The 6231-nt window shown below is 68.4% G+C and carries 6 protein-coding genes and 1 pseudogene; 3 read left to right on the top strand and 4 right to left on the bottom strand.

Annotated elements, in window-relative coordinates:
• Positions 1 to 412: 412 nt before the first annotated feature.
• Both BZY54_RS45245 and BZY54_RS45240 read right to left on the bottom strand, forming a co-directional pair.
• Positions 413 to 1009: a DUF3761 domain-containing protein gene (locus BZY54_RS45245; RefSeq protein ID WP_086731176.1), complete on the bottom strand. Its 597-nt coding sequence runs from the start codon at positions 1007 to 1009 to the stop codon at positions 413 to 415.
• 8 nt (positions 1010 to 1017) lie between these two features.
• On the bottom strand, positions 1018 to 1530 hold the full coding sequence (locus tag BZY54_RS45240; protein ID WP_086731175.1) for a hypothetical protein: 513 nt from the start codon (positions 1528 to 1530) through the stop codon (positions 1018 to 1020).
• 1123 nt (positions 1531 to 2653) lie between these two features.
• On the opposite strand from BZY54_RS45240, the gene BZY54_RS45235 reads away from it, so the two are divergent.
• Positions 2654 to 2842: a hypothetical protein gene (locus BZY54_RS45235; protein ID WP_244217660.1), complete on the top strand. Its 189-nt coding sequence runs from the start codon at positions 2654 to 2656 to the stop codon at positions 2840 to 2842.
• Positions 2843 to 3274: 432 nt separating this feature from the next.
• Here BZY54_RS45235 and BZY54_RS51950 read toward each other — a convergent pair whose 3' ends face one another.
• Together BZY54_RS51950 and BZY54_RS45230 are read right to left on the bottom strand one after the other, a co-directional pair.
• Positions 3275 to 3448, bottom strand: a complete 174-nt coding sequence (locus BZY54_RS51950) for a hypothetical protein (RefSeq protein ID WP_167414182.1) — start codon at positions 3446 to 3448, stop codon at positions 3275 to 3277.
• A gap of 29 nt (positions 3449 to 3477) precedes the next feature.
• Positions 3478 to 3834 carry a PRC-barrel domain-containing protein gene (locus BZY54_RS45230; RefSeq protein WP_086731174.1) on the bottom strand — a complete coding sequence of 119 codons (357 nt, stop codon included), beginning with the start codon at positions 3832 to 3834 and terminating at the stop codon, positions 3478 to 3480.
• Positions 3835 to 4795: 961 nt separating this feature from the next.
• On the opposite strand from BZY54_RS45230, the gene BZY54_RS45225 reads away from it, so the two are divergent.
• Both BZY54_RS45225 and BZY54_RS45220 read left to right on the top strand, forming a co-directional pair.
• Positions 4796 to 6025: a glycosyltransferase family 39 protein gene (locus tag BZY54_RS45225; protein WP_244217659.1), complete on the top strand. Its 1230-nt coding sequence runs from the start codon at positions 4796 to 4798 to the stop codon at positions 6023 to 6025.
• 50 nt (positions 6026 to 6075) lie between these two features.
• Positions 6076 to 6231, top strand: a pseudogene (locus BZY54_RS45220) (transposase); the annotation flags it as partial.

Raw genomic sequence — 6231 nt, 5'->3', positions numbered from 1 at the left:
CAGTACACAGAGCCACTCGGGGTGTCGTCGCGACTTCCCGAGTGGCGGCTCTGCGACGGCGAGGTGCACTGGCGCTGCCGTTTCTCATGAACATCGACCACGACGTACCGCCGACGCCTCCCGAACTCGTGTACAGGTGCTGTCGGTTCTCGTGAACAAAGCCAGTCATCGTCCGCCCGGAACAGGGTCAGCATGTCGCGGCGCGGACACGACCCGATGGGGCTCCAGCCGCGGATCCCTGCGCGTGAACCGCTCCGCAGCCCCGGACGGGCCGGCGGCGAGTTCGGTGATGGGATCGTGCGGAGGAGTCGGGCATGGCTGGCCTCCGGAGGGTGGTGAGGCCAGTGTGTCTACCCGGTGATCACTCGCCCTCGGTCCAGCCATAGCCCACGACTCAGCCCGCAAGGGCCCCTCACTCGTACCAGACGGCCACCCCCTGGTGATGCGAGCAAGTGGCCTGGTGGTGGTGCTGGCTATAGGAGAACGTGCCGTCGTTGCAGAGGGCGGTCGCGTCGCCAGGGGCGTTGGCGGCCGGCGCGAACGTGGGCGCTGCAGCACCGCGATGGGTCGGCGTGGGCGAGGGGCTGGGTGCGCGCTGTGCCTTGATCTGCTGCTCGACGACCGACAGTCGGGACACGCAGTCCACCTTGCCGCTGCCCTTCGGCAGGCTGGTCACGAGTCGCGACAGGACCGGGTACACGTCCTGGTGGTCGTGATCGGTGTCGACCAGGTCGGTCGCGGTGCTGGTGGCGGTGAACTCGACGACCAGCGCACTGTCTGTACAGCGGGACTGCAGATGCTGAACCAGGCCCTCGACATCGGAGCGGGAACGGCGGTGCTCGTCGACGTCGTACAGGTACTTCACCGGATCCCCAGCCTGCGACTTGCTGGGGCTTGCTGCCGCAGGCTTCGGCTTGCTGTCGCTCGTGGGGGAGCTGCTGGAGCAAGCGGTGAGCCCGGCAGCGAGCAGCAGGGCGGTGGCTGCGGTAGTGGCGAGGGTTCGTCTCATGGTCGGCCTCAGCTCAGCTCGTTGGCGACCGACTTGCACGCGGCGGCCTGCTTCGGGGTGAGGTGGTGCGAGACGCGGACGAGCACTCTCCCGTGGAGGTGATCGTATTCGGCGAGCGCCGGCATCGACTTCGTGACGGTCTGGATGTACTCCGCGCGGGCCTTGGCGTCCGAGCGGCTGCCGAACACCTCGATCGCGCCGCCGCGGTCGACGTCGCCCTTCCGGGTGCCTTCGACGTCGCCGGGTGCGACGTGGCTGTCCTCGAACGTGATCTTCGAGGTGTACTTGCTGGGGTGGCCGAGCAGGTGGTTGGGGTCACTCTCCGCCGTGACGGTGCCGGACAGCTTCGCGGAGCTGACCGTGCCGGCGATTTTCGTGAACGCGTCGTGAGCGGTGAGTGTGCTGCTCGCCGCTGCAGGCTCGTCCTGCGTCCCTGCGTCGTCCGTGGGCGTCTTGCTGCATGCGGTCGCGCCTGCAGCGATCAGGCAGGCGACGACAGCGGTGGTGGGGGTCTCTCGCATGCGAGTGATGGTGCAGACACATCACGTTATATGGGGACGATGTGGCGAAGTTGTGACGGTGTGTTCGGGTGTTCGTACGCGCCAGATGAATCAGCACTTCCCGCCGTCCGGAGACGAGGGGCCCACTGCATGACGACGGCCCCGCCGCGACGGGGAGTGCACGGCGGGGCCTGATCATCAGCGTCTCACGCGTCGTCGCGCCGGCACCGGTATCCACGCCGCCCCTCGATGGCCTGCGCCACCGTGAAAGCGGCGCCCTATGAGCCCGGCCGGTGACACATCAGACTTCCGGGTGGTGTCTGGGCGGTGGGAGGCTCTGGCTCTGTGGGTTCGGGGCCAGGCTGGAACGTTGCGGCTATCGATGCGTACCGGGTGGCGACGTTCAGATAACCAGAGTGCAGGCCGCCGCGGTCTTCACTCGAAGGGCGCGAGGTAGGCGCGGGCGTTCTTCAGGCAGTGGGAGAGCACCTCGTCGTCCGACATGTCGTGAAGCTTGGCCCCGCCATTGCAATCATCCTTCCTGTGTCTTGCGGTAGCTTCGGCGGGCCTCGAGGGCCTGGGCGACGGTGGCACCCTTCCAGCGGTTCATGCCGCCGCTGCTGTCGTGCGGCTCGGGCCGGCGTCGAGGGCCGCCGCTGCGGCTGCGCGAAGGTCGGCCCGGATGGTGGCGGACGTGACGCCCGCCGGCTCCTCGATCTCCCCCGCGGTGTACAGGCGGCCGGGTTCGAGGACGACGGCCGGGCGCGCGAAGTGCTCAGCGATCGCGGCGTCGACCGCTGCGGGGTCGTAGACGTACGAGCGACCGCGCTCGCCTATCGCGTTTGAGGGGTCGTGTCACAGCGTGCCGTTACAGGCCCGCAGGGTCCTTCTCGGAGGGTCGGAGGCCGCTTCCCGCCGCTTCCCACCGGAAGTGGGGCACCAGGCCATATCGAGCTAGCGTGGGGTAGGGGCGTCGAGCAGATGCCCGGCACCGGCCGATGAAACGGGCTACGCCATGACCGCTCAAGCACGCAAGACAGGTCCCGAGACGGCGGCTTCCAGGGCGCCGGTTTCCATCATGAGGTCTCACGGGCCCCGAGCTGCAGCTGAGCACGTCGTCTCGAGCAATTCGGTGACCGTCCGCTTGGGCGACTTGCGACTCGAACTGCCACCCAGGGACCAGCTCGCGTTCCTCGCGGGCCTCGGCGTCCTCACCGCACTGGAACTCATCGAATGGCCGGTCGCGCTCGCCATAGGTGTCGGGCACGAACTGGCCCGCAGCCGTCACGGCAAAGTGCTACGTGAGTTCGGGGAGGCGTTGGAAGACGCGTGACACGCGGTTCCCCTACGTGCTGTGGACGCCTTCGCGTGGCGTCGGGCAGGTGACATCAGCGACTGAGACCCACGGGCGCGTACAACGATGGTCGGCGCCGACCCTGAGCGGACGATCGGCCCGTCAGCCGTGCGCCACCACACGGCCGCCCGCGGCGAGGGTGCCGTGGTAGCGCTCGGAATGCACGCTGCTCACGCTACGGCCGCTCCGGCTTGAACCCGGCGACCATGCGTCGCGGCACGAGTCGTGCCGGCGCAGGCCGAGACCGGGTACGTCGACGATCCGGGTCGCGACGGAGGGCTTCCCACAGGAGGCGCACCGTGCTCGGGTCGGGAGTGTGACTGAACTCGCCGACATCCACGACGACCGCCTCGGCGGACCCTGGTGACCGCCGGGAGCGGCTCCGTCAAGGCCTCGGCCTGCGCGCCGTCATCACCGGACGAGGTGCCGGTGCGATCGCCGGGACCAGCGCGCGCCCAGCAGCACGAGGTCGGCTACGAAGACCACCACGCCGATGACCAGGAGGTAGAACACCCCCTTCAGCACCACGCCGAGGAGCCCCAGGACGATCGCGGCGAGGATCAGGAACAAAAAGAGCGCCAACATGCGTGACCACTTCCTCCCGGCCCGGGTCGTCAGCCGCGAGCGAGACGGCGTCCGCGGTCGGCGCCGGGTTCGTAGGGCCTGTCGTAATGTTTGAAGATCTCTACTTCCCTTTGCATCGGCAGCACGTCGTCCATGCCGATCGACGGTGCCTTCCTCACGATCCCTCTCGAGTGCGCCACCTGCACGTATCCGGGCCCCAGGGTCGCCTCGTCGAGGGGGACGAAGACGAGCCGGTGCCGGGTGGGCAGCCCCGTGCGGACGGTGGCCATGGACGGCGCGTCGGTGGTGGTGTCCACGTAGACCGCTTCCAGGGCCCCGATCTTGCGGCCCTTGGGATCGATCACGTCGCGGTTGCGCCACTCGCGGATATCGGCTGAATGGATCATGCCTCGCTCCTTGCAGCCCGCAGTGAACTCCGCGTGTCCCACTGTACTCCGATGGGCTTGACCTGGTCTTTTCCCGGCTGTCACCTCTCGCCCCATGTCGATCACGGGGAAAGCCGCCGCAGCCCGGGCGGTGAGCCGCCTCGGCTCGCCGAGTCGGCGGACGAGCTGTCGGCGGCGTTCGGCAAATAGCCCTTGGTGGGCAACGGCCCCTTGCGTGCCCGACTGAGCGGCGAGCAGCGGGGAACATCGGGGAACGACGGCGAGCGTCCCAGAAACGTCACCGTCTAACGAGGTCAGGCCCACCCGCATACGCGATCTTCCAAACTGGTGCCGAACGTGTCGACGGCTCATTGGATCAACCGGGGCGGATGGCCGTGCGGCAACGCAACATCCCGCCTGGCTGTCGCGTCGCACCTCTCGCGAGCGACGCGCTGATTCTCGAGCAAGGCCGGCCAGCCGTCCGGGTCACCAACCGGGTGAGCCGCATCGCGGCGGCTGCGCTCCTGAACAGGCGGGCCGGACGGTAATGGACAGTCCTGGAGCCGAACGAGCAGGTCAATGGCCCCGAAGCAGGGGCACGTAGGGGACTGATCGCGTTCGGGACGAAGAGGTCATGCCGGCTCCGTTCCAGACACCGCGGGAGCCACGATTACCAGGTCGTCGGCAGGTCGGACGCCCGCCCTGCCTGTGGCCCAGGGCAGGACCAAGCAGGTCATCCCCACCCTCTTCCCCCGGCCCAAGGTTCCGCGGCTCCCGGCGGAAGTGGCCAAGGAGCCGAGCTCGGGAAGGCCGTTCGGCCGCAAATGTCTCACTCGATTGGGCGCGCCCGGTGCGGAGCCCGGATGCGTGCGGCATATGAGACGTCTTTGATGAGGCCAGGGCCTCTCACCGACGGGGGTTCGGCGCACGGTCCGGCCGTCGGGTGGTCAGGCAACGGACGGAAGGGGAGGAAGGCCTTCCCATGGACGAGCTTGACGGCGTCGCTGACGTCGACGACGCCCAGCGACACGGGCTGCCTCCTCTTCGTTCCGGCGGGCCGCCGACACCGACTCGAATGATGCGGTTACGGGCTGCGCTGCGCAGGGCGTTGCCTGCGTTGATCGTCTTTGCTGTCATGCGTCTGACGGCGGTGGCGGCGCTTTCCGTCTGGGCTGTCCACGTCGGCCGTCATCCGCGCACGGTGCTGGGGATGGAATGGGACAGCCTGTGGTACATCCGCATCGCTCACGACGGCTACGGCACCGTGCTTCCAGGTCCTGCGGGTTCCGGCACCGTGTACAGCGACCTGGCCTTCTTCCCGCTCTACCCGGCGTTGATCCGCGCGGTGGGCACGGTGTTGCCGGTCGGAGAGGTCAACGTGGCACTCGCCCTGTCGTGGATTGCGGCAGCGATCGCCGCCGCGGGGATCTACGCGGTGGGCGAGCTGGTGTATCAGCGGCGGGTCGCCGTCGCACTCGTCGCCCTGTGGGGGGTGCTGCCTCAGGCCATCGTCACCACCATGGCGTACACCGAGTCCTTGATGACCGCCTTCGCGGCGTGGGCTCTGTACGCCGCTCTCACCCGCCGCTGGCTCACCGCTGGTCTGCTCGCTTCGCTGGCCGGCCTCACCCGCCCCAACGGGATTGCCGCAGTTGCCGCCGTCCTGACCGCGTTGGGAATGCACGCATGGCGCTGCCGCCGCGAAGGCCGACCCATTGGCCGGTGCGCATGGCCGGCCGTTCTTCTCGCCCCGGCGGGGTGGTCGGGCTACGTCTTGTGGGTGGGGGCAAAGAAAGGGAGCCCGGGGGGCTACTTCGCTGTCCAGCGACGGTTCGGATCGGCCTTCGACTTCGGTCACTACACCCTGTACATGTTCAAGCACCTGATGCTTGCGAAGGCCTCTCTGGGCCAGTACACAGCTGCGGCCGTCGTCGCGGGTTCGGTTGCCCTGTTCATCCTGAGTGTGCTCGACCGGCAGCCGCTCCCCCTTCTGGTGTACAGCGCAACCCTGATCGGGATGGCTCTCGGCGACACTCACTTCTTCACCAGCAGACCTCGCCTCCTCTTCCCCGCCTTCCCTCTCCTGCTCCCGATCGCGCTTGCGCTGTCCCGAACTCGCTTTCGAAACGTGGCCGTCGTCATGCCGGCCCTCGCCGCGTTCTCCCTGGCGTTCGGGGTGTACCTCGCCATGATTGCGAAAAGCCCGCCGTGACCGAGTGGAGGGTCGGGTGCGCTCGGGCCGGGGTGCCCGAGGGTCTGGCGGTGCCGGTGATCGTGGCCGATGCAGGCTACGGCCGCAGCGTGGCCTTCCGGCTCGCGCTGGAGGAACGTGGCTTGTCCTACGTCATGGCGGTGGATCCCAAGGAGGTCGCCCGCCCGGCCGACGCGGAGCCGTATCAGCCCGCATACGGCGGGCTG

This window comes from Streptomyces carpinensis, from assembly GCF_002154505.1.
GTDB classification, from domain to species: Bacteria; Actinomycetota; Actinomycetes; order Streptomycetales; family Streptomycetaceae; genus Streptomyces; species Streptomyces carpinensis.
Note: the sequence above shows the minus strand (reverse complement) of the source record. Positions and strands in the feature narration are given on the sequence as shown.